Origin of the sequence: Sinorhizobium fredii USDA 257 (assembly GCF_000265205.3) — a bacterium.
Lineage (GTDB): Bacteria > Pseudomonadota > Alphaproteobacteria > Rhizobiales > Rhizobiaceae > Sinorhizobium > Sinorhizobium fredii_B.
This window is the reverse complement of record NC_018000.1, coordinates 3,154,978-3,176,026: the sequence shown is the minus strand read 5'-3', so window position 1 is coordinate 3,176,026 and position 21,049 is coordinate 3,154,978. Positions and strand designations below refer to the sequence as shown.

The 21,049-nt window shown below is 61.9% G+C and carries 15 protein-coding genes; 5 read left to right on the top strand and 10 right to left on the bottom strand.

Translation table 11 applies throughout. The features are described 5' to 3' along the window. Nucleotides 1-109 precede the first annotated feature (109 nt). Genes USDA257_RS14640 through USDA257_RS14630 form a run of 3 tightly spaced genes read left to right on the top strand, consistent with a single transcriptional unit; the run spans nucleotide 110 to nucleotide 3,562 of the window. Nucleotides 110-1,534 (top strand): CpaF family protein, encoded by a 1,425-nt coding sequence (locus USDA257_RS14640; protein WP_014763753.1) that lies wholly within the window; start codon nucleotides 110-112, stop codon nucleotides 1,532-1,534. Between the two features lie 50 nt (nucleotides 1,535-1,584). Further along, nucleotides 1,585-2,586, top strand: coding sequence for a type II secretion system F family protein (locus tag USDA257_RS14635; RefSeq protein WP_041415281.1), 1,002 nt, complete (start codon nucleotides 1,585-1,587; stop codon nucleotides 2,584-2,586). Between the two features lie 7 nt (nucleotides 2,587-2,593). After that, on the top strand, nucleotides 2,594-3,562 hold the full coding sequence (locus USDA257_RS14630; protein ID WP_014763751.1) for a type II secretion system F family protein: 969 nt from the start codon (nucleotides 2,594-2,596) through the stop codon (nucleotides 3,560-3,562). 111 nt (nucleotides 3,563-3,673) lie between these two features. Here USDA257_RS14630 and USDA257_RS14625 read toward each other — a convergent pair whose 3' ends face one another. The 7 genes from USDA257_RS14625 to USDA257_RS14595 form a co-directional block, all read right to left on the bottom strand. Continuing rightward, on the bottom strand, nucleotides 3,674-4,711 hold the full coding sequence (locus USDA257_RS14625; protein ID WP_014763750.1) for a chemotaxis protein CheB: 1,038 nt from the start codon (nucleotides 4,709-4,711) through the stop codon (nucleotides 3,674-3,676). 8 nt (nucleotides 4,712-4,719) lie between these two features. Further along, nucleotides 4,720-6,840, bottom strand: coding sequence for a hybrid sensor histidine kinase/response regulator (locus USDA257_RS14620; protein WP_041414240.1), 2,121 nt, complete (start codon nucleotides 6,838-6,840; stop codon nucleotides 4,720-4,722). Nucleotide 6,841: 1 nt separating this feature from the next. Further along, nucleotides 6,842-8,467: a methyl-accepting chemotaxis protein gene (locus tag USDA257_RS14615; protein ID WP_014763748.1), complete on the bottom strand. Its 1,626-nt coding sequence runs from the start codon at nucleotides 8,465-8,467 to the stop codon at nucleotides 6,842-6,844. Next, entirely contained in the window at nucleotides 8,445-9,107 is a 663-nt protein-coding gene (locus USDA257_RS14610; RefSeq protein ID WP_014763747.1) for a chemotaxis protein CheW, read from the bottom strand. Before USDA257_RS14610 ends, USDA257_RS14615 begins: the two co-directional genes overlap by 23 nt. Continuing rightward, entirely contained in the window at nucleotides 9,104-10,468 is a 1,365-nt protein-coding gene (locus USDA257_RS14605) for a CheR family methyltransferase (RefSeq protein ID WP_014763746.1), read from the bottom strand. Before USDA257_RS14605 ends, USDA257_RS14610 begins: the two co-directional genes overlap by 4 nt. 165 nt (nucleotides 10,469-10,633) lie before the next feature. Then, on the bottom strand, nucleotides 10,634-11,335 hold the full coding sequence (locus USDA257_RS14600) for a LuxR C-terminal-related transcriptional regulator (protein ID WP_014763745.1): 702 nt from the start codon (nucleotides 11,333-11,335) through the stop codon (nucleotides 10,634-10,636). A 172-nt stretch (nucleotides 11,336-11,507) separates the two neighbouring features. Beyond that, nucleotides 11,508-14,771 (bottom strand): bifunctional diguanylate cyclase/phosphodiesterase, encoded by a 3,264-nt coding sequence (locus USDA257_RS14595; protein WP_014763744.1) that lies wholly within the window; start codon nucleotides 14,769-14,771, stop codon nucleotides 11,508-11,510. A gap of 387 nt (nucleotides 14,772-15,158) precedes the next feature. On the opposite strand from USDA257_RS14595, the gene USDA257_RS14590 reads away from it, so the two are divergent. Further along, entirely contained in the window at nucleotides 15,159-16,382 is a 1,224-nt protein-coding gene (locus USDA257_RS14590) for a GGDEF domain-containing protein (RefSeq protein WP_041414238.1), read from the top strand. Nucleotides 16,383-16,657: 275 nt separating this feature from the next. Here the strand turns inward: USDA257_RS14590 and USDA257_RS14585 are convergent, their stop codons facing one another. The 3 genes from USDA257_RS14585 to USDA257_RS14575 all read right to left on the bottom strand — a co-directional run bounded on the left by USDA257_RS14585 (nucleotide 16,658) and on the right by USDA257_RS14575 (nucleotide 19,479). Beyond that, nucleotides 16,658-17,887, bottom strand: coding sequence for an adenylate/guanylate cyclase domain-containing protein (locus tag USDA257_RS14585; RefSeq protein WP_014763741.1), 1,230 nt, complete (start codon nucleotides 17,885-17,887; stop codon nucleotides 16,658-16,660). A gap of 39 nt (nucleotides 17,888-17,926) precedes the next feature. Continuing rightward, the gene (locus tag USDA257_RS14580; RefSeq protein ID WP_014763740.1) at nucleotides 17,927-18,490 is read right to left on the bottom strand and encodes a methylated-DNA--[protein]-cysteine S-methyltransferase; all 564 of its coding nucleotides are present in this window, start codon (nucleotides 18,488-18,490) and stop codon (nucleotides 17,927-17,929) included. A gap of 98 nt (nucleotides 18,491-18,588) precedes the next feature. Then, complete coding sequence (locus USDA257_RS14575; RefSeq protein ID WP_041414236.1) at nucleotides 18,589-19,479, bottom strand: GNAT family N-acetyltransferase; 891 nt, start codon at nucleotides 19,477-19,479, stop codon at nucleotides 18,589-18,591. 241 nt (nucleotides 19,480-19,720) lie between these two features. Here USDA257_RS14575 and USDA257_RS14570 point away from each other — a divergent pair, with 241 nt between their 5' ends. Beyond that, complete coding sequence (locus USDA257_RS14570; protein WP_041414234.1) at nucleotides 19,721-21,049, top strand: NAD(P)/FAD-dependent oxidoreductase; 1,329 nt, start codon at nucleotides 19,721-19,723, stop codon at nucleotides 21,047-21,049.

Sequence of the window (21,049 nt, the reverse complement as noted above, 5' to 3'; positions counted from 1 at the left end):
AGGCGACCAAATCACAGCGTCGGTCGCCAAGCGAAGCGGAAGGCATGATCGCCTTCCGCTATCGCATCTGAAGAGCAGACACACCTCAACGACAAGTGAAGCGACAACGATGTTCGGCAGAAAATCCATCCCGGATCAACAAGTTACGGAAACGGAAATTCAGCAGGTGGCGCGCGAAACGCACTCTGCCATGCCGCGCGAAGTACCGAAGCCTGCCGAAGTCCCGGCCGCCGCCAAAGCGGAAAAAGTCGACCAATATTACAGCCTGAAAAAGGAAATCTTCAGCGCGCTCATCGCCACCATCGACGTGGCGGCGCTGTCGGGCATGGACAGCGATCAGGCACGCACGGAAATCGGCGCAATCGTCAACGACATCGTCGCGGCCAAGAAGGCCGGAATTTCCATGGCCGAGCAGAACGAGCTGCTGCGCGACATCTGCAACGACATTCTGGGCTATGGCCCTCTCGAGCCGCTGCTCGCACGCGATGACATCGCCGACATCATGGTGAATGGCGCCGACCAGGTATTCATCGAGGTTGGCGGCCGGGTGCAGCAGACGGGTATTCGCTTCCGCGACAACGAGCAGCTCCTCAACATCTGCCAGCGCATCGTCAGCCAGGTTGGTCGGCGCGTCGATGAATCAAGCCCGATCTGCGACGCACGTCTCGCCGATGGTTCGCGCGTCAACGTCATCGCGCCGCCGCTCGCGATTGATGGACCAAGCCTTACGATTCGTAAGTTCAAGAAAGAGAAGCTGAACCTCGACCAGCTGGTGGGATTCGGGTCGATCTCGCCCGAGGGCGCCGAGATCCTCAAGATCGTCGGCCGCGTCCGCTGCAACGTGCTGATTTCGGGAGGGACGGGCTCCGGCAAGACGACGCTCCTGAATTGCCTGACCGGTTATATCGACGACGGCGAGCGCATCATCACCTGCGAGGATGCGGCCGAGCTGCAATTGCAGCAGCCGCATGTCGTGCGGCTCGAGACCCGACCGCCGAACATCGAAGGACAGGGTGAGATCACCATGCGCAGCCTCGTCAAGAACTGCCTGCGCATGCGGCCGGAGCGGATCATCGTCGGCGAAGTGCGCGGGCCGGAGGCCTTCGACCTGCTGCAGGCCATGAACACCGGCCACGACGGTTCGATGGGGACGCTCCACGCCAACTCTCCGCGCGAGGCGATCTCGCGCGTCGAGGCGATGATCACCATGGGTGGGCATTCGCTGCCGGGCAAGGCAATCCGGGAAATGCTGGTTTCATCGGTGGACGTGATCGTCCAGGCGGCGCGCCTGCGCGACGGTTCCCGCCGCATCACCCACATCACCGAAGTGCTCGGCATGGAGGGTGACGTGGTCACGACGCAAGATCTCTTCGTCTACGACATTCTCGGCGAGGATGGAAAGGGCAACATCATCGGCAGGCACCGTTCTACCGGCATCGGCCGGCCGGCCTTCTGGGATCGTGCCCGCTACTATGGCGAAGAAGCGCGTCTGGCCGCAGCGCTCGACGCCGCCGAGACCAAGGTGGCCGCCTGACGGCCGTTTCACCGAGACGCCCCCAGCATCTCAAAAAGGGCTGAATGGACATGCTGAGTGCTTCGCTGTTTCCCGTGCTCATCTTCTTTCTGGCGTCGACCTCCGTCGGCGGCCTGATGCTCGCCGCGTTCTATCCGCGGGCCGCTAAGGCCAGCGCCTATCGACAAAGATTCGAGCGCGTCGCCGGCCGCACGGAAATCAAAGCGACAGAAACGGCCGACGAGGAGCGCCGCGACCGTCGCCGCTCGGTGGAAAAGACGCTGCGCGACATAGACGAGCAGCAGAAGGCGCGTGCGCGCAAGGGCGGCAAGCCGAAGCTTGACGTCAGGCTCCGCCAGGCCGGTCTCGGCTGGTCGACGAGAACCTATTGGCTCGTTTGCGCGGCCGCTGGCCTCGCCACCTATGTACTGATAGCGCTCCTTGGACTGGGCGCCCTCGCCACACTGGGCTTTGCCGTCGCGGGCGGCCTGTTCCTGCCGCACCTCTATGTGAACACGAAGCGCAACATGCGGCTCAAGAGGTTCACTGCCGAGTTTCCGAACGCGGTCGATGTGATCGTGCGGGGGCTCAAGGCAGGGCTGCCGATGACCGATTGCCTGAGGGTGATTGCCGCGGAAGCGCAGGAGCCGGTCAAGGGCGAATTCCTCACCATCGCGCAGGACCAGACTCTGGGGCTGCCGGTCGACGAAGCCGTCGAGCGCCTGTGCGATCGCATACCCCTGCCCGAGGCCAAATTCTTCGCGATCGTCATCACAATTCAAAGCCGCACCGGTGGCAGCCTGTCGGAGGCGCTTGGAAACCTTTCCAAGGTGCTGCGCGAGCGCAAGAAGATGAAGGCGAAGATCAAGGCCATGAGCGCGGAGGCGAAGTCCTCCGCCGGTATCATCGGCGCGTTGCCGTTCTTCGTCGCCGGCGCCGTGTATCTGACCAGCCCCGACTACATGTCGCTCCTGTTCACGACTCTCGCCGGAAAGATGGTGCTTGTCGGCTGTGGCCTGTGGATGAGCATAGGCACTTTGCTCATGCGCAAAATGATCAACTTCGATTTCTGAGAACGACATGAACCTTGGCGCCCACATCCCCGATCCTGACCAGCTTTCCGCGATGTTGGCTGGCATTGCCGCCTTTTCTGCCGTCGTGGCGGTCTCATGGCCCTATGTTTTCCGCGATACTCTCGCGGAGCGGATGCGGAAGGTGGAGAGCGAGCGGGAGCGCATCAGGCAGCGTGAGCGTATCCGGCTGAATGCCGAAAAGAGCAAGGTGTCCCTGCGCACGGAGCCCAAGCGATTTTTCCAGGCGATTGTCGATCGCTTCAATCTCGCCAAGCAGGCGGAGGATGGCGAAATCTTCCGCAAGCTGAGCATGGCCGGCTATCGCGGTCGTGCTCCGGTCACGACCTTTCTTGCCTTCAGGTTGATAGCTCCGCTTGTGCTCTTTGTCGCTTGTCTCATTTATATGCTGCTCGTCCTTCAGCCCGAGGCGCCGCTGATTGCGGTCATTGCGATGGCCGGGGCTATTGGTTCGCTCGGCTATTTCTCGCCGGCGATATTCATCCAGAACAGGATCACCAAGCGCCAGCAGGTAATCCGCCGATCCTGGCCGGAGGCGCTGGACCTCCTGTTGATCACCGTCGAATCCGGCATGGGCATCGAAAGCGCCCTTCGGAAAGTGGGCGAGGAGATCGGTGCACAGTCGCCAGAGGTGGCCGAGGAGATCCTGCTGACGACGGCCGAGCTTTCCTATCTGCAGGACAGGCGGCAGGCTTTCGAGAACCTGGGGCGGAGGACCGGCGTAGAAGGTGTCCGCGCCGTCGTGACCAGCCTGATCCAGGCGGAGAAATATGGGACGCCGCTTGGCCAGGCGCTGCGGGTGATGGCGCAGGAAAACCGAGACATGCGCATGAGCGAGGCGGAGAAGAAGGCCGCGGCGCTTCCCCCGAAGCTGACCGTGCCGATGATCCTATTCTTCCTGCCGGTTCTATTTGCGGTAATCATCACGCCGGCGGCCATTCAAATCACGGGTCTGTAGGCGGGATCGGCAGCAGTTTGTTCACGAATACGGCGCCCGGACGCCGAGAGTTGGGGTGGGGCAAGGGCGGCGCTGCGCGTAAAGTTCGATGCCGAGCGCCGCACCTCGCTTTCAAGGATCGCGTGTTCGGCTCGCCAGCGCAGCGATCTTCCCGGCGATATCGCCCAGCGGCAGGACGAAATCGACGAGACCTGCCGAGATCGCCGATTTCGGCATTCCGAAGACGACGGAGCTTTCTTCATCCTGCGCGATCACTTTCCCGCCCGCCACGTGCAGCGCCCGAAGGCCCTCGGTGCCGTCATCGCCCATCCCCGTCAGGATGACGGCAAGAGACTCGTCCTTGAAAGCGCGAGCAATCGAGCCGAATAGATAGGATCCGGACGGCTTGAAGCCTTGTATGGCATCGTCGTCCACGACACGTAGGCGCGACTTGCCCGAGACGCCGAGCTGATGGCCATCAGGGGCCAGGTAGACAGTACCGGGCCTCAGGCGTTCGCCATTCGCACCGACTTTCACCTTGAGCGCAATCGTCGCGTCGAGGGATGCGGCAACGCCTTCGATGAAGCCGTTCGACATGTGCTGCACGATGAGGATGGGTGCAGGAAAATTGGCGGACAGATCCTTCAATATCGAACGGATCGCGGACGGTCCTCCTGTGGAGGCAGCGATGCCCACGATCGCGATCTGGGCCGCAGGCTGCGGTGCCTCTTTGACCTCGTAATCGCCGCGCGTTTTCTTACGCCACTGGCGAACGACCTTGACCTGCGCCATGGCCTTGATCGTCGACAGGAACTTTTCGCGGGCCGCATTTTCGAGAGACGTGCCGGACCCGGCCGGCGCCGGGATGACCGCGAGCGCGCCCGAGTCGAGCGCGCGCGCGGACATGGCTCCCAGCTGCGAACCATCCTGGTAGGCCACCATGACCACTGGCGTCGGTGCGGTGATCATGATCTCCCTGACTGTTTCGGCGGTGTCGTCGTCACGGAGTTCCACGGCGACGATGTCCGGCAAGAGTTTACCGGTCATCCTCACCGCGTCCTTGCCGCTTCTTGCGACGCCCACGAGCTCTACGGCGGCGTCGGCCTCAGCCGCCCTTCGGACGCGTTCTTCAAGGTCGGGCGTCGATGTCGCAAGAAGAATACGTATCATCCCCGTCCTCACACGACCCGGCGCATCGTCTCCAGGAAGTGCTGCGCATCGAACTGATCCTTCCTCAGATAGGCGTTTGCGCCAGCACGCAGCCCCCGCACCTTGTCTTCAAGCGTTTCCCGGCCGGTGACGAGGACAACGGGCGTGTCGGTGAAACGCTCCGATTGACGAATGGCCTCGGTGAGTTCGAAGCCATTCATGGACGGCATGTCGACATCCGCGACGACCATATCGGCACCGTCTTCAAGAAGCTGCTCGAAGGCCTCCTTGCCATTGCTTGCTATCGCGACATCGTACCCTGCCCCCTCGAGGATGAGCCTCACCAACGTTCGTACATATTTGGAATCGTCCACGACGAGCACCTTGCGACGCGCGGCCGGAACTGGCTCGGGCACCGCTGTGCCGTCCGGTGGCCGCGCCTCGGCGGCGGCCTCGGCGAGCGCTGCAACGTTCAGGAGGAGGGCAATGCGCCCGTTGGCCAGTACCATGCCAGCGCTATAGCGACGAACTTTCGCGAGACGCGGACCGAGCGGGCGTGCGAGGAGTTCCTGCTCACCGGCAACAGCATCGACGAGCACCGCCACCGGCCCGCCCGGAGCGTCGACCACGACCGCCGGCACGGCCTGCCCGGTATCGCCGCGGCCCGATCGCAGTCCGAGCCAATTGGCAAGATCCAGGAACGGTATCGGGCCGGTGGGGGTGGTGACGATGCCCCTATCCTCAGAGATTGCGAAGTCTGGCGCATCAATGCGTATCACCCGCTGGATCGACGCCGTGTCGATCGTGAACACATGCTCCCCGGCGATGACCTCCAGTGCACGCACCGTCGCCAGCGTCAGGGGGACTGTAAGAGTGAAGGCGGCGCCTCCCGTCGATACTTGCGAAACTTCCGCCGTGCCACGCAGCGTTTCGATATTGCGTTTGACGATGTCGAGGCCTATTCCGCGCCCTGACAGGCTAGTGACCTTCGCCGACGTCGATACGCCAGGCTCGAAAACTCGCCGCAGGAGCTCGGCTTCGTCTTTCACCTCTTTCAGATCGGGCCCTGCCTTGCTGAGCCGAGCCACATCCAGGCCGCGGCCGTCATCCTCTACACGCACCTGCATTCGGTCTCCGGAGATGACGGCTGCAATGAGGACTCTTCCCCTTTCCGGTTTTCCCGCCTTTCGGCGTTCTTCGGGCGACTGAATGCCATGCGCGACTGCGTTGCGCACGAGGTGGCGAAGCGAATCCTGCAGGCTCGAAAGAATGGAACGATCGATCTCGATCTCTCCGCCCTTGATTTCAAGTTCGGCCAATTTTCCCGATCCCGCCGCCATGTCCCGCACGACACGGTCGAGCCCCTTGCAGGCCTGCGCAAAGGGTTGTGTGCGTGCGTGCCGTACCTCGTGATCAAGTGCTGTCGCGGCACTGTGCATCAGTCTCATGTCCCCTCGCAGCGATGTCGCAAGCTGGCGCAGCCCGCTTTCGATACCTGCCGCGTGTGCGGCAAACTCGGGGCTTACCCGCCGTAGCTTTCTGGCCTGCTCGCGCAGCAGTGACGCCTCCTCGGCATGGCGCCGCATGATCGCGTTAAAGGACAACAATTCGCCACTCCTGTAGAGAAGCGTATCCAGACGATCGGCGGAGACGCGCATGGAGCCGTCGGTATCGCTGGTGCGAACGGGTACCTGTCTCGTCTGAGGTGGACGCAGATTCGGCTTGCCGCTGCCGTGATCCGCCCCTCCCGCCACGGCAGCCTTCAACGCATCGACAACGCTCTCGCCGTGCGCCGGCGAAGGCATCTCGCCGATTTCCAAGAGGCGGGCCGCATCCTGGATTGCGTCTGCGGCCGACAGAAGAAGATCCAGCTGGGGTTTTTCGAGCGCAAGCCGCTCATTCACCGTCAGGGAGAGTATCTCTTCCATCCAGTGACAAATCGCCTCCACGCCGCGTACTTGAAGCAGACCGGCGGCGCCCTTGAGGCTGTGCGCCGTCCTTAGAAGCTGTTCCTGCAGACGGAGTTTCTCGACGGCCTCGCCGGTGTCCTCGATGGCGAGCAATGCCTGCTCCATGTCGGATGCACGTTCCCTCACTTCCTCAGTGAACATCTGCAGCAATTCACGATCGAATTCGTCGGGTTTGGTCATGTCAGTTGCCATGGTCAGCGAGCATTTCCTTCAGCCTGGAGCCCAGTTCGTTGAGATCTTTCGCGGCCTCCTCGGCTTGCCGGATCGCCGAGAGATTCTGGCTGCTCGCTTGCTCGATGTAATGCATCGCGTCGTGAATCTGCTTCATGCCCGCTCTTTGCTGGCCCGCCGAAGCGGCGATCTGGGTCACCGACCGCGCGGAATCGGCAACGATCGCCTCGAGTTGCCGGATCGTTTCGCCCGCTTCGTTCATCGTCTCGAGGGCGCGGCTGACACTCTTCGTGCCATCCTCGGCGCCGATGACCGCCGCATTCGTCGCCTTCTGAATCTCCATCAGAATTCGACGGACTCGGGTCGTCGCGGACTTCGACTGGTCAGCAAGTGTCCTGATCTCACTGGCAACGACACTGAAGCCCCTGCCGTGCTCGCCTGCACGCGATGCCTCGATAGCCGCATTCAGCGCCAAAAGGTTCGTTTGGTCTGCGATCTCGGCGACGACCGTGACGATCTCACCGATTTCCAGGCTGTTTTCCGCCAATGAAAGAATGTCGCCGGCAATCCCTTCGGTGCGGGCGCTCACCGCGTTCATCACGTGCACGGTATCTTCCAGTGCTTTGCGGCCGTCATTGCTGATCTTGACGGCCTGATCGTACGACGCAGCAACCTGCTGCGCGCGCTGCGCCGCCTGTTCCGACGTCTGGAGCACCTCATCGACGCTCGTCACCGTCTGGGCGACCGCCGACGATTGCTCACGCATGCCTTCGACCTGTTGCGTGGTTCCGGCGAGGATTTCGGCGGCGGATGACGAAAGATGTTGAGCCGTTTCCGAGATCGTGGCGAGCAGCTCTTCGAGCCTCTCCCTGCTGCTCCGTTCATTGTCGATCATGCCGGCAAGCCTTGCCGTCATTGCGTTGAAGGAAAAGCCAAGGACCGCGAGTTCGTCGCTGCCTTCTACGGAAGCTTTCTGCGTCAGGTCACCGGCGCTGACCATTTCCGCCACGCCGGCGAGCTTGCGCGTGCGGGCGACGAGGCGGCGCGCGACCCGCAACACGTGGAGCAGCATCAGAACGGCGAGAACCGTAAAGCCCAGTTGCAGCAATTGAGAGCGCTGGAGCCGAGCCACTCCTGCATGCTCGATTCGATTGATCAATTCGTCCATGCGCGCGGCAAAGTCTCTGATCTTGGGGTCGAGTTCATCCAGTGCCTCGTGCCCGAGCGGCGCGCTGGCGATAGCGCTTTCCAGAGCGGGCCTCACCTGTTCCCGCCATTGTTGGCGGGCTTGTTCCAGCTGCGTGAGGGCAGCAGGATCCGTCGTTGCCTCCAGCCCGAACCTTTCGTCGCCATTGACCAGACTCGCAAGCAGCCGCTCGTTGCGGTCCATCAGGCCGCGAAGCTCATCGGCAGCAGCGATCCGGGCTGGGCCTTCCGCCCTTTCCAAGCGCCCGGCTACATAGATCAGCTGGTAGGCAAGGCGTTGCGTCCCAAGCGACGATGTCGCCGCAAGATCGGCTCGCACCTGCTGCAGGGCAATAAAGCTCCACCCGACGAGCAGCGCCGACGCGGCCACGAACAGCAGCATGGCCAAGCCCAAAGCGCCATAGAGACTATTCGTTAGTCGGGGACTCATGGATTTCGGTCCTTTCCGTCTCACCGCTGGCGATGATCTGCTCGTCCTCAAGAAAGAATCGGCGATCGTTCAAAAGAAGGTGGCCGTCCAGAATGACCGTGCCGGTTTCCGTCGTTGCGCAATGCCAAGCCTTGTCGCCCGTGCCGGGCTCCGCCGCACCGATTTCCTCCAGGGGGAGCGTTACTATTTCCGGGGCGGCCGTGGACAGGATCAAGAATTCGGGATGCGCTTGCCCGCATACAATCGCCCAGTCGCTGGCGGTTGCGGCCGGCCGCGGGAGATCGAACAGTCCGCACAGGTCGAAGACGGGTAGCAACTGCCCGCGCAACTCATAAACCCCACAGGCGTGCGAGGGCATTCCGGGCAGCGGACTGACGCGTGGCTTCGAAACGATTTCGCAAACATAGAGGATCTCCAAGGCAAACTGGCGATCCGATAGTGTGAAAGTCACAAGGCCGACCGCTTGCTCTCTTCCGCCGAACGCGTCGCCGGCCGATCGCGGTGATTGCTCGTATCGCACCGCCGCATCTGGCTGTGCCGCTTCCAAAAGCACTTCGGTCTGCTCTATCGCTGCCTCCATCCGTCTTCTGACGGCGGTCCAGTCGACCGGCCGGGAGGCCGGGCGGGAAGGTGTCGTCATGGGCGTTCGCTCCCCCACCCTCGCCGGACTTTGCCGATCTCGCGCCGTGCGCGCTCCGCCAGATCTCCAGCCGTCGCCCCTGACATCAGGGCGACGCGTTCGCGCGGCGGGCGAGAGAGGCAAAAATGCAGCACGTTTTCAAACGCACGCCGGGACGCTTGCGGGTCGCTGTGCATGAGACAGACACCGAGGAGGAACTGCGCGGCCGCCATATTGCCGTCCAGATAGACTACCCGTCGCAGCGCCGCCGCAGCCGCGTCGGTCTGCCCATCGGCCATCTGAGAGAGCCCCTGGAGGAAATGCAGTTCCGCTGCGAGCGGATGACTTTGAACGGCCTGCGCAGCGAGGCGCTGAGCTTCCCGGGTCTCACCCATGTCGTAACGCGAGCGGATTTGCCGGGCAATGGCCTTGAGGGCTTTGTCGTCGGGCGTTTTTTGCTCATCCGTGACGCAAGCTCGGGGGGCCGACACGTGCGCGACAGGTCTTTTGGATTGGCATGGAATGGGGGCGACGCCTGAGATAGAGCCCCCGGGAGTATCTCCATGAGCTATCATGCGCCGGTAAACAACGCCCGCCGGCGTGATGGAAGTTTCGAACGGGGCGTACTTCCACAAGGGCGGATCGGTCGGCGCCGTCAAGAGCCAGCCGCCATCGGCAAGGCAGGCGAATAGCTGACGCGCAATCCGCCGCACCGTACTCGCATCGAGATAGACGAGCACGTTGCGGCAAAGGATCAAGTCGAAGTCAGCCAATCCCCTTTCCGGCGCCGGTAGATCGACTGCGCCAAGGTTCAGGTGAGCGAAATCGACCTGCCGGCGCAATCGTTCGTTCAGTCGAAACCGTCCCTCACCTGAGGTGAAATATCGGTCCTTCAGCTTGCGGTCCGTATTCCTCAACGACCATTCGCCATACTCTGCGGCCTTGGCCGCGGCGAGCGCCTTTCTGGAGACGTCGGCTGCACTTATCCGAACATCTTGCAGGAGACCTTCCTCGTCGCAGAGAATGGCAAGGGAGTAGGGTTCCTCTCCCGTTGCACAGCCGATGCTCCAGATTCGCACGAGAGAGCCGTCGGGCCGCCGCCGCCTTAGTTCCGGAAGGATTGCTTGCGATATCAGCTGGAATTGATCGGGATCCCGAAAGAAATACGTTTCTCCGACCGTGATCGCGGCGATGACATCGTCGGTCAGGTCCTGGTCCAGCCCCAGCCGGTTAAGAAATAGGCTGCTGTCGTCGATGTCGCGCCGCGCCATAACCCGGCCGATCGCCGAGGCGACGGCGCCTTTTCGCGATGTTGGAAGGCTGAGGCCGACCCTGCAGGCGACCTCGTCAGCGAGCTTGGACGGAAGCGCGTGCCCTGTCACCGAACGCCTCCTGCCTCTTTCGCCGCGCAGGCGCGAAGAGGGCGTCCGGGTAAGCTGGCTGTCGAAACAGGCTGGCGCATGTTCTTCCTAAATTCGTGGCTCTGCCGTCGTCAGTACGTCCTCGCATGCATTTGGGCTATTCGGCCGGATGGCTTAGCAGGCGGCCTATCCGACCGGTCTACTGCTGCTCTCGGTCATGGGTAACAGGCGCGCTCCTGCGGCAGCGGCCTCCTGGCGGTTTCTTACCCGCAGACTGCGGAAGAGTGCTGCCATGTGGATCTTCACCGTACCCTCGCCGAGTTTCAGCTTGCGGGCGATTTCCTTGTTCGAGAACCCCTGTACAAGGAGCAGGAGGACCTCGCGCTGCCTCGGCGTGAGGAATTCGATTGTGCGATGGCCCCGTTCGTCCTGGGTATCCCGGATGACCTGAGAGACCCCTGCTTCCTCGGAAGAAGAAGGCCGACCCGCTATGGACGGGGGTACGTAGACAGCGCCGTTGAGAATCGCGCCAATTGCTTCGGCCAGTTCGCTCGCGCCGAGGCCCTTTGGCACATAGCCGTTTATGCCCGCAGTGAGGGCAGACAGAATGTCCGACCGGCGCGACGATGCCGAGACGACGACGACCTTTAGATCCGGGTGGATGTCGCGCACGGCGGCAAGGCTGGCAGCACTTTGCATGCCCGGCATCGCCAAATCGAACAAAGCCAGCGATATGTCCTCGCGCTCGCTGAGCCTTTCAATAGCTTCATCGAGCGAGCCGCTTTCGAGAATCTCGGTGAACCGCAATTTGCTCTTCAAGATGAAGCCAAGCGCGATCCGGAAGAATTCATCATCATCGGCTATCAGTGCGACGCGTGAGGTATTCATTACGCTTTCCTCGCCGGTTGTCTGGCGCTCGCGGGCCATCAATTCGGCCCGCTGGCCGGTCTGCAACTAACGATCGTCTCAGCGAATGCGTTCCCGTCATTACCAATCAATGCGCAGTAGTATCAAGATTGTGCCACACACGCCTGGAGACGTGTAGGGCTAAATGCAGCAGCTAGCTCTGGGGGCCGTTCGCAAGGTAAACACATGGTGCACCGCCGGTTTCGAGAGGGCCGTCGATCAATTTGGAGATTTCCGATGGAGGCACGGGACGCGAAAAGATGTAGCCCTGAACCTCATGAAATCCCTCCGCGTTCACGGCGGCCAACTGAGCCTCCGTCTCAATCCCCTCGATCGTCGTCGTCATGCCCAGGCTGTGACCAAGACCGGCGACGGCTTTGACGATCGCGAGCGACTCTTTGCCGTGCGGAAGATCGCGAACGAAGGCTTGATCCACCTTGATTTTGTCGAATGGGAAGCTTCTCAGGTAACCGAGCGACGAATAGCCCGTCCCGAAGTCGTCCATCGCTATTTTCACACCAAGGCCGCGCAACTCCTGGAGCAGTTGAATATTGTGTTCGCTCTCGTCCAGCAGGACCGATTCCGTGATTTCCAATTGCAAGCGCGCGGGAGTAAGGCGAGAAGCCGACAGGGCGTCGGCCACTGTCTTGACGAGGTTGCGGTGCTTGAACTGGACCGGTGAGAGATTGATGGCAATGCTGACACGCTCCGGCCATTGTGCGGCCTGGCGACAGGCCTGATCGAGAATCCACTCGCCGATCGGTACGATCAGCCCGGTTTCTTCAGCAATGGGGATGAACTCCGAGGGCGCCACCATACCTCTTTCGGGATTGCGCCACCGCAAGAGCGCTTCGCATCCCGTTACACGGCGCGATCTCAAGCTTATCAGCGGCTGATAATGCAGCTCGAATTCGTTCCTTTGCAGCGCGCCTCTGAGCGCAATCTTTACCTGCTGGTGGGCCTGCAGCTGCGCATGCATGGCCAAATCGAAGCGCTTGTAAGTGCCGCGCCCGCTGGCTTTGGCATTGTAGAGGGCGATGTCGGCTGCCTTGATCAGTTCGTCCGCGGAAGTCCCGTCGTCCGGCGCAAATGCAATACCGACGCTCGCTCCGACAGTGGCGCTGACGCCCTCTATTGTGAACGGCTCGCAAAGCGTGTCGATAACCCGCCGAGCGAGTCGAACGGCGTCATCGTGGGTCGTTGCCAGGGGATGTATGATGGCAAATTCATCACCCCCGAGGCGCGCCACGACGTCGGCGGGTCTTACAGACTGGACGAGCCGCGCAGAAACCTGGCGCAACACGGCGTCGCCGGCGGGATGCCCAAGCGTATCGTTGATCGCCTTGAACCCGTCGAGATCGAGGCACAGCACAGCCATGCGGCCGGCGGCACCTTTCTCACTGAGTGCCCGATCGAAGCATTCCCGGAAGAACATCCTGTTTGCCAACCCGGTCAGCATATCGTGCCTTGCCAAGTGGGCCATCTGCTTCTGTGCGAGTAACTTGTCCTCCTCTGCCTGGCGATGCTCCGTTATGTCTCGGCAGAAAATGGAAATGCCTTCTTGCGTGGGAGAGGCATTTGCTTCGATCCAGCGGTCGAGAGACGGCAAGTAATCCTCGAAGAAGGAACGGACACGGCGGTTCATGACCTCCTGGCAGCGCTTGGCAAAGTTCCCCCTTCCTTCCTTTGGGAACAGTTTCCAGAAGACTTTTCCCAAGGACTCGTCCCCGATCCGCAGGAGCCTCTTGGCGTTCTCATTCAAATAGCGGATGCGCCATCGGGGATCGAGGAGCATGACGCTGTCCATGGTACTCTCGAGAACCGAGGAAAGCTGATCAGCCGCCGCTTCGGCCGTCCTCTGCGCGCGGCTGATTTCCTCGCTGGCGCGCTTTGCAGCAGTAATGTCGCGCCAGATCGAAAGCATTCTGACCGGCTTTCCTTCGCGCCCGATGATGGGAGCCGCGATCACGTCCATGCATCTTTCTTCGTCGTTGGCGTCCCGTACAGTAATCTCGAATCGAGCAGTCTCGCCGGCCCTGACTTTTGCCCAGCCCTCTAGAACCTTTTGTGCATCGGCGTCCTTGCCGACAATGTCCCATGTGGTTTTTGTGAGCGGCGCCCCTTCCGCCAAGCCGAAGATTCGCCGGCCAGCCTTGTTCATGAGCAACGGTCGCCCTTCGAGATCGAGCACGCGTACACAGTCGGGACTGCTGTCGAAGATGCTTCTGATAAAGGCTTGCGATTCCTGCTGGGCGAGCTCGGCGGCACGGCGTTCCGTGATGTCGAGCACCGAGCCGACATATCCCAGGAACGCTCCGTCATCGGAAAAGCGGGGCTGACCGACATCTATCACCCACGCCCAGCTTCCATCGGCCCGCCGCAATCGGTATTCGCTTCGCACGGGAGCCTTGCCCGCCGTCGCGCTGAAAAACGCTTCCTGCACTTTCTCCCGGTCATCCGGGTGGATTACGTCCACCCAACCGAAACCGAGTGCCTCGGCTTCCGATTGTCCCGTAGTCTCCAGCCACAAACGGCTGAAAAAGCTCGTGTCGCCCGATGGGTCGGCTACCCAGATCATCACCGGTGCGTCATCGGCTATTGCCCGGAAGCGCGCTTCGCTTTCACGCAACGCTTCGGTAGCGCGGCGCCTTTCATCGACATCCTCCAAGACACCGTACCACCGCACGATTTCTCCAGCGGCATCGCGCTTGGCAATTGCCCGAGCGCGGAACCAGCGGTAATGACCGGTTGCGCTCAAGAGGCGATATTCGATATTAAGCGGATCGCCACCCAGGAGAGAGCGTTGCCATTGCTGGCGGACCATAGCGGCGTCTTTCGGGTGCACGGCTTTGGCCCACCCACTTCCGAGTGTTTCTTCTTCGCTCAATCCGGTGAACTCGGACCATCGCGGGCCGACGTCCAATATCGCTCCCGTCGGGTCTGCGGTCCAGGGAACCTGCGGATGAAGTTCGATGAGCGAGCGGTAATGTTCTTCCCTGGCCCGAAGCGTTTCTTCGGCCCTGCGCAGTACCGTGATGTCTTCCATCACCACGAGCAGGAACTTACCCTCGCTCCGGCCGGCCGGTATGCACACGCAGCGTTTCTTGATCAGGAGCGTCCGCGTGGCGCCGTCCGCGGTGGTGGTCTGCTCTTCGACACGGTGCTCCTCGCCTGTCGAAAGCACGGCGCGGTCAATTGAGACGATCCTGTCGGCCTCCGCCTTGGGCAGAAAGTCGTGATCGGTACGCCCGAGAAGCTCATCGCAGCGTCGGCCGAGGAGCTCGCACCCCGCACTGTTCACGAAAACAAACCGCAGGCGATCGTCCTTGACGATCACCGGTTCGGCGATGCCGTCCATCAGACACTGGAAGAAGTCATGAGACTTCTCGGTTGAACGTTCTGGAAGCGGAGCGTTCATGTCACCGACTCTTCGACTGATTGCGACAGGCCATCCCGCTGTAGTGGAGTCCCCGCCTGGTTGTGCAACCTTCGTTAACTATTCTCGACCGCAAGTGGTTCCCAGAAGGCTGTCGTTATAGTTAACGAATTATGTATTTCGGTCTGGGCGGTTGGCGACGACCCGGGGGATTCGACGGGCGGGCCGGAAGAGGTCCGATTATCTCACGCGGCTATTTTTCTCCCACGGCAACTATAAGTCGATCCAGTCTCATTGCATCGGGTCGACTCAATGGCTCCGCCGCTTGGTGCCGGTATACTTGCCTGTCGGGCATGCTCCGCTACATGGGTAGGCATGGACATTGAGGAGAGCGCAGTCTCAGCGAATGGGGTTCGCCCATCCACATCGATGCAGCTTCAGGCACAGGATCCCTCTATCATGGCTGAAGTTGCGCGCCTTCTCGCGGGTCGCACGCGTGACATCCGGCTCAAAGGTGAGCTTCGCCGCCTATTCCAGGAGCGCTCCTGGCCGCGAACGGCCAAGGTCATTCGTGCCTGGATGACATGGGTGGCCTTGTTGGATGTGCTGACGTTGGGCCTCAACGCTATCCTGCTTCCAAAGGTGATCGTCCTGTCGATGCTTGCGCCCGCCTGCATCCTCCCCCCCGCCGCTCTCGCCACCGCCTTCGTCTGGCGAAAGCCGCGAGCGATCGGGCTCCAGAGGGCCTCGATCATCGCGGGGCTGTTTTTCATCCTCCTGTCGGTTGCTCTGGTGGGCGTGAGCGCGGGTGGCGAGTTCCACGAAAGGCACTTGAGCATCATGCTGTTCGTGGCCATTACCGCCATTATCATCTTCAGCATTCCGCTGACCTGGACCGTAACGGTCGCCGCTATGGCGCTTGGTCTCTACCTTTTCTTTCAGTTGCTGAACCCAAGCTTGGAGACGGGAAGCGCCGTAGCTGCGGCGTTATTTTTTGCCAGCGGCATCATCGCTACTGTCGTTGCGCGACGCACCATGACAATTTTAGCGCAAAAGGGTTTTCTTCTTGAGCTGCGAGACCGCAGCCGTGTCGCAGAACTTGCCGACGCCAATGCTCGGCTGGAGCGCCTCGCGAGAACCGATCCCCTCACTGGAATCGCCAACCGACGCTGGATGATGGAAACGCTCAATCATCTCTGGAGCGCCGGTATGGATAGCCGCGGCTGCGCCATGCTGATGTGTGATATCGACGAGTTCAAGAAGCTGAATGATCATCTCGGGCATGCGGAGGGCGACCGCTGCCTCGTGAAGGTTGCCGGCATAATTCAAAGCAGCGTGAAACGAGATCGCGATCATGTGGCCCGTTACGGCGGCGAGGAGTTCCTCATCGTGCTTCCAGGTGTCGACGAGGGAGAGGCCATCTGCATGGCCGAACGGATTCGCAGGAGCGTCGAAGCCGCCTCTCTTCCGAACCCGGCGTCCCGCATCTCGCCCTACGTCACCCTCAGCATCGGTGTGGCGACTCAGTCGTCAGATGAGAAGATCGCTTCGCCGGAGCAGCTTCAGAACCAGGCTGATGCGGCACTTTATCTTGCCAAGCAAGCGGGTCGAAATCGCGTGGTCTTACACAATCCAGATCGGATTCGTCAGTGACCCTACGTGGAAGGCTCGACCGATCGGACGCCCGCGTCAGTGACGAATCCGCGACTTGTAACGGGCCTTGACCTGCTCGATGAGGGAATCGGTCAGGCGCTGATAGATGTCCTTAATCTGCATAGCCGTCTCCCCCTGGTTGACGGCTAGAGACAATAGCTGCTGGAGCTGATGCCCCCGAAGGGCCGGAACGGCCACGAGGTAGCGATGGCTCGCTCCGCCGCGCGCAGATCACCTCGACGTTCGAGGGGACGGCTGCCGCGGCTACCCGCGCCCTATTTGGCACCGGAAAGGGCAAAGACTTCGATCGGCTCGTCCAGTCCCCTCAAGGCGTAGGAACCGAGATCCTCCAGTTGCGCCGCGCATCCGGCCCTTTCGACGAAGGCTCTTGAAAGGAGAACCGGGCGCTTGATTTCCTTGGTCAGGCTTTCGAGGCGGGAGGCGATGTTGACGGCCGGGCCGATGACGGTGAAATCGAGGCGCTTGCGCGAGCCGATATTGCCGTACATCACGTCGCCGACATGGACGCCGATGCCGTAGCCGAGCGGATCGTGACCTTTGAGCAGATTGGCCTCGTTGAGCCTGGAAAGGGCGGCCTGCGCTTCGTCGATGGCTGCGAGCAGTTGGCCGCAGGCGCAAGGGTCGGTGAGCGGGAAGATCGCCAGCAAACCGTCGCCCATGAACTTCAGAATCTCCCCGCCATGCCGCTCGATCGGCTCGGACATAGCGTCGAAATAGTCGTTCAGGAGCTCGATGACGTCGTCACGCGGCCAGAGGTCCGACAACTTCGTGAAGTCGCGCAAATCGCAGATCAGGATCGCCGCACCCACCGTTACGCCGCTGCCGCGGGTTGTCGCCCCCGCCAGAATCTGTTCGCTCGCATGCGGTCCGACATAGGTTTCGAGGAGGGTGCGGGCGAGGCGGTTCTTCAGCCTGATCTCGCTGACGAGCGCCAGCGCCGGCATAATATCCGAAAAGAACGTGATGTCGTCGGCGTCGAAGCCGCCCGGCCTGTCGCTTGCAAAGGTGATCGCGTGGCGCTTGCCGAGCGTATGGTGGAGCGGCCATATCATGTAATCGGTAAGGCCTTCGGCCCGCAGTTCTTCGTACAGCGGGTAATCAGGACCGTCGGCTGTCGGGTCGTCCAGGTGCCGGCGCACCTCGTCCGCTCCGTTGTTGAATTCGTGCAAGGGGCTGTTCAGATATCGGGAGCTGTCTTCTTCGCCGTATTCGTAAGTATCGATCTCCGCTTCTGTCAGTCCTTTCCGCCACAGGATCCGTGCGCCAATCCATTGCGGATGGTGGATCCTGAAATGGAGGGTCGCGCGGGCGACGGGCACACCCGCTTCCGATAATCTCCGGCACAGCTCCACGAAGATGTTGTCGATGAAGCGTTCTTCTCGCGTCTCGTTGACGAGCCAGTCAAGAACTTGCCGGCGCTGGACGGGCCATGGTCCGCCGCCCTCGCGAGGGGAATCCAACCGCGCCTCAGATAGGGTCTGCATTGCTATCTCCCCCTCGCCGGATTTTCTCTCGGCCATCGATCAAAATGCCAATGATTGCTGCGCCGGCTCCGGAGGACCGAGGTGAACGCCTTCCAGTTCGAGCATGCGCAGCTTCGTCGAGGCGCCGCCCGGTGCGGAAAAACCGCCGACCTTGCCGCCGGCCGCCAACACGCGGTGGCAGGGAATGATCAGCGCCACCGGGTTCTTCGCCATTGCCTGGCCGACGTCGCGCGCTGCCTCCGGCCCGGCACCGAGCTCCTTAGCCAAGGCGCCATAGGTCGTCGTGCGACCCCAGGGGATCATTCGCGTCGCCGCGTAAATCTGCTTGAATAAGGAGTCTTGCTCTTCGAGATCGAGCTCGAAACCGGAAAAATCCGTCTCCTCGCCCTCGAAATAACGCTTCACCGCGGCGACGGCTTCCGCCACCGCCGGCGGCGGCTCCTGTGGTTCGGCACCGGGGACTCGTCGCAGCAGAAGGCGTGCGGTCGCCTCCGCACTTTTCGTCGGCAATTGGAAGCGTGTGATACCGCGCTCGCTCCAGGCGATGCCGCAGAAGCCGGCCGCGGTTTCGAAGATCAGATACTGGTGTGCTGTCTGGCCCATCGCCGCAGCCTCCCGAGATTCACGTTGCCATGAAAATCGTGCGGACGGGCTGCGAATTCAACCCGTTTCTTGGGGCTAGCCACGCGTATGTTCGATAGCTATCCCAGGGCCTGGGTGACCAGGGCATAGATAATCGGCGTTTCGCCGCTAGTTTCTTCAACCAGCCAGGGTCGCCTGAGCGACATGCTGGTCACCGTGTCATAGACCGGAAGCCCCGCCTGCGCGACAAATTCGGCAAATGCGCCGCTCTTCTGGCGGGTGTCGAGACGGAGGAAGGTCCCCGCATGATCGGAGACGTGCGGTCTCGTCACCGCAATCGCGTCATCGTCGTTGGCGGCCACGAGTGGGCCGATCAAATGGCCTCGCCCGAAGCGCCGACATAGCGAAAAGGCAACGATCCGGTCGCCGCGGACAAGCGCCACGCCTTTCGATACTACGAGCAGGCGCGCTAACACATGGGTACGATCGGCGCGGTAGGCGGCGCGATCGAGAGCGGCGATCTCATCGAGATCGTCGCTCGCCAGCGCGCGCAATCTGGCTCCCGGGGGCAGTAAACCCTGCGGCGGTACGACCGCCTCGCCGTTGCATTGATAGACAGTTCGCTCGGCGACGAAACCGAGCGACGCATAGAGCCGCCGAGCCGAGCGAGTCGCATTCAGACCGATTGCCCGCGAGCTGGTTTGCGCCAGCACGTGGTTCATCATCCATTGTCCGGCACCGAGCATCTGCAGGCGCGGCGAGGTGATGACCATGCCGATATTGGTAAAATCCGGGGCGTAGTTGAACCACATCGCAGAGCCGAGAACCCGGCCAATCGCGTCGCGCGCGACGATACCTTTGCCAAGCTCGCGGGCGATCTGCCAATCCTCCGCCCTATGCGGCCAGCCAACGGACATGGACAAGGCATGGAGCGCGTCGAGATCTGCTTCGGCAATATCGGCAATGGTCAGTTCGAAGGAATCCAACCGTTTCGAATTGGTTCTTTCCATATTTGTCCTGCCCCTCGGAGGCACCGGCTCGACATCTGCAATACGGGAACTCGGGCCGTCAGGGCGAGGTCCCGCTTCAGTTGTAGCCGTTTGCGCGCAACACAAAACGCTTCAGATCATTCGCAATTCGGAACTTTCCACCGAAGGCTCGGGTCATTCGGCAAGCAGTTCACTGCCCCGGACCTATCCTGATGCGAAGCGGCGGCTCATCGTCGTTCTCTCCTGTTCGCTGAGGTATCCGATGTCTCCTCCCGTCCGCCGCGTCGCCAGCAGTCAGGACGTTCCGAAATCGGCGGATGTCGTCATCGTCGGCGGCGGCATGGCCGGCGTGGCGGCCGCCTACGAACTCGCAAAACGCGGCACCTCGGTCGCGCTCATAGAAAAGGGCGTGATCGCCGGCGAACAGTCGAGCCGCAATTGGGGCTGGTGCCGGCAGCAGAACCGCGATGCGCGTGAACTGCCTCTCGCCCAGCTCGCACTTGGCATCTGGGACGGCCTGAATGCTGAAATCGGCGAGGAAACCGGCTTCCGCCGCACTGGTCTCGTCTATGCCACCACCCGCAAGGCCGATCTCGACACCTGGGAGCGCTGGGGCCGGGTCGCCAAGGATTTCGGCGTCGACACCCGAATGCTCGGCGGCAGCGAGTGCTCGACCATGCTGCCGGGCAACAGCCGCAGCTGGATCGGCGGGGTCCATTCGCCGACGGACGGCCGTGCCGAACCGGAACTGGCGGTGCCGGCACTGGCCCGCGCGGCGCAGCGCCGCGGCGCAGTGATCGTCCAGAACTGCGCCGCACGCGAGCTCGAAACAGAAGCCGGGCGCATCTCAGGCGTCGTCACGGAGAAAGGTTCCATCCGCGCCGCCTCCGTTCTCGTCGCCGGCGGTGCCTGGAGCGGGATGTTCCTGCGCCACCATGGCATCCGCTTCCTCCAGGCCTGCGTCAAGTCGAGCTCCTTCTATACTGTCCCGGCACCGGCGGTGACGGAAGGCGGCGTCGCGATGGAGCATTTGACGATCCGGCGGCGGCTCGACGGCGGCTATACGGTGGGCTTGAGCGGGCTCGGGCAATTGCAGGTGACCCCCTGGGGCATCCTGCAGGCGCGCGCCTTCTGGACGACCTTCCAGGTCCGCCGCAAGGGCCTGACCTACGCCATCGGCCGGCAATTCTTCCAAGGGCCGGAGGCGATCCTACGCTGGCGGGCCGACGGCGTTTCGCCCTTCGAACGGATTCGCACGCTCGATCCACGGCCAGACCAGCATCTGATCGAACGCGGCATCGCGCGGCTGGTCGCCACCTATCCTTCGCTCGCCGGCATTCGTCCGGCGCAAAGTTGGGGCGGCATGGTGGATTCCACCCCCGACGCCATACCGGTGATTTCCTCCGTGACGTCGCATCCGGGGCTTTTCATCTCCTCCGGCTTCAGCGGCCACGGCTTCGGGATCGGCCCCGCGGCCGGCAGGCTCGCAGCGGATCTCATCCGCGCAGACAGACCCTGCGTCGATCCGGCACCTTACCGTTATGAACGGATAATCGACGGAAGCGATCTCGGCAAACCCGGCATGTTGTGA